Genomic DNA, 2,386 nt, shown 5'->3' on the forward strand with positions numbered 1-2,386 from the left:
GCTGGGGTATCCATGATGGTAGACCTCAAGGTGATGGCCTACTTCAAGATTAGCCTTTCAACACGTAATTGGGACAGAGCCTTTTTTATGTGGCCAAGCGTGGGTTAGTGCACTTCATCCCACGCCATCTGCCAGTGGGAGCCGATGCCCGGCTCGTACTGGGTGGCTGTGGTGGTCCACTGCTGGCAGTAGCCGCTGTAGGGGAAGGGCTTGCACTGATAGACCTTGCCATTTTTCGGCTGTTGCACCTTGGTGCCGGCGGCATAGGATTTGAGCGAGTTCGGGAAGACGAAGTCGTATGCGTCGCTGCTCTGTTCCTTGAACATCAGATCCATGGTCTGCTGGATGGTCTCGCCGCCCGCTTTCGGGGTGGCCTTGATCACCAGCTGGTGGTGACCTGCCTTGAGCCCTTCCAGCGCCATGGTGAAGGTGTGGCTGCTGTCCTTGATGTCGGCACTGCTTTCACCCTTGGCGACGCCGCCGTGGTCATAGAGGGTGTTGGTGATGGCCAGATCGCCCTGCGCGGTGACGGTGAAATCGAGGGTTGCCTTGCCGTTGTCCAGCACATAGTCGCTGGCCAGACCGCTGACGCTGATGCTGTCCACTACCGGCGGCTGCAGCTGTTGCAGGTCAATCTCGACTCGATCCAGTTTGCTGTCTCGATGCAGATAGACGGGGTTCATACCGTAGACCGGATTGAACTGGCCATCGGCTCCTTGCTGACCGGCGCGGATCAGGCTCTGCTCGGCGTTGATCTTGCTGGCGAGGGCATGGGCCCAGTTGTTCTTCTGGCCCTGCTCGGCGGTGGTGATGGTCAGTACGGTCTGCAGCTCAGGGCGCTCGCCGTTGGCATCGAATACCCGGGTCATCGCCTTGTCACCCACTGCGAGGTCGATGGAGGGGTAGATGGTGCCTGCCTGGCTCCACTCCAGCGGCGGCTGACTACCATCTTTGAACTTGGCATCGATGATGTTGTAGAAGCTGTTGCTGGTGTCGCCCACTTCCCACACGCCGAGGATCACCTGATAACCGGTGCGCTCCGGCAGGACACAGTTGTGGGTCACCTGCTTGGGCGGCTGCACCATGTTGCCGTCGATGACGCAGAAGGGGGTCAGGTCGAACGAGGCGCGGGTGAGCGGCTGGTTGGGGTTCCAGTCCTGCTTGGTGAGGTAGTAGCGCCAGTTGCGGGTGACGTGGTTGGCAGTGAAGGTCCAGCTGATGGCGAAGGGGCCGGGCTGTACTTCACGCTTGGTCCAGCGGTCGCTGGTCTGGATGTTCAGCTCGCTCCAGCGCGGGCTGCCCGCCGAGGCGATTTGTCCATCCTGCGGGCCGGTTTGCGGGAAGCCTGATGGGCCCTCCACGCTCTGGGGCTCCCACTGCACGCCGCCACACTGGCTGTTGCCACCGGTTTTGCACAGGTAGTTGCGGCTCTCGGGCTGGCTGATGTAGCCGTGGGCCAGGGCGCTGCCGCTGGTAAGCAGGGCCAGCATCGCCGCGATGTGATTGAGTTGGATTTTTGCTGCCATACATTCCTCTGTTCGATAGATGTGGGCAGTCAGTTGGCCGGGGAGATCCCCGATGCACACTTGCGTGTGGCAACCCCGCTATCCTGGACAAAACGTCTGTAGACCGGAGGCTTTGCGTCCCGACCTTTCGGTCAGTTTGCCAAATGACTAGATGGTTAGTGATGGGCCAAATGTTCGGCCATCACCATTGTGCATCGCATTGATTAATTATTTGAAGTTAAATGTTTAAATACATCGTTCAGCGACGCACAAATCATTCTAACTGACTGTTTTTAAATTGTTCTCTTATTTGTGAATGGCGTCGAATACCGTTGAATATGCCAATAAGGTGCATGCTTGCTGCGTGTTTTGCGGCGTAAAAAAACCTGCCAGCTGAGCTGGCAGGTCGGGTGACAAGGCGACACGGATTGACGCCATCAATGACGGGCGCGCTGCTCTCCGGAGGGGGGAGATTGGGGCGCCATCATCGGCGCCGCGGCGGACTCCTTGCCCAGTTTGAACACCGCAAGCCGCTCATCAAGGCTGCGGGAGAGACCGGCCAGCAGTTCGCTCTCCTGCGCCAGTTGCGAGGCGGACTGTGACATCTCCAGCGCCGAGTCGTTGATGCCGCTGACGTTGCGGTTCATATCCTCGGCCACCATGCTCTGCTGCTCGGCGGCGGTCGCGATCTGGGTCGCCATGTCGCTTACATGCTGGATGTGGTTGACGATCAGGGTGAGATCCTGCCCCGCCTGCTGGGACTGGTTGACGCTGCTCTCTGCCAGTTTGCGGCTGGTATCCATGGCGTTGGCGGCGGTGACGGCCCGTTGCTGCAGCTGGGCAATGGTGCTCTGGATCTCTTCGGTGGATTGGCGAGTGCG

General features: G+C 59.5%; 2 protein-coding genes and 1 riboswitch. Both genes read right to left on the reverse strand.

The window, feature by feature from the left end:
* Window positions 1-104 precede the first annotated feature (104 nt).
* The gene (gene gbpA, locus DBR30_RS18755) at window positions 105-1,526 is read right to left on the reverse strand and encodes an N-acetylglucosamine-binding protein GbpA (protein ID WP_108540889.1); all 1,422 of its coding nucleotides are present in this window, start codon (window positions 1,524-1,526) and stop codon (window positions 105-107) included.
* 65 nt (window positions 1,527-1,591) lie between these two features.
* A riboswitch (cyclic di-GMP riboswitch) is annotated at window positions 1,592-1,677 on the reverse strand.
* A gap of 265 nt (window positions 1,678-1,942) precedes the next feature.
* A partial coding sequence (locus DBR30_RS22555) for a methyl-accepting chemotaxis protein (RefSeq protein WP_258224499.1) occupies window positions 1,943-2,386 on the reverse strand: 444 nt, incomplete at its 5' end.

This window comes from Aeromonas sp. HMWF017 (genome assembly GCF_003061465.1).
GTDB lineage: Bacteria > Pseudomonadota > Gammaproteobacteria > Enterobacterales > Aeromonadaceae > Aeromonas > Aeromonas veronii.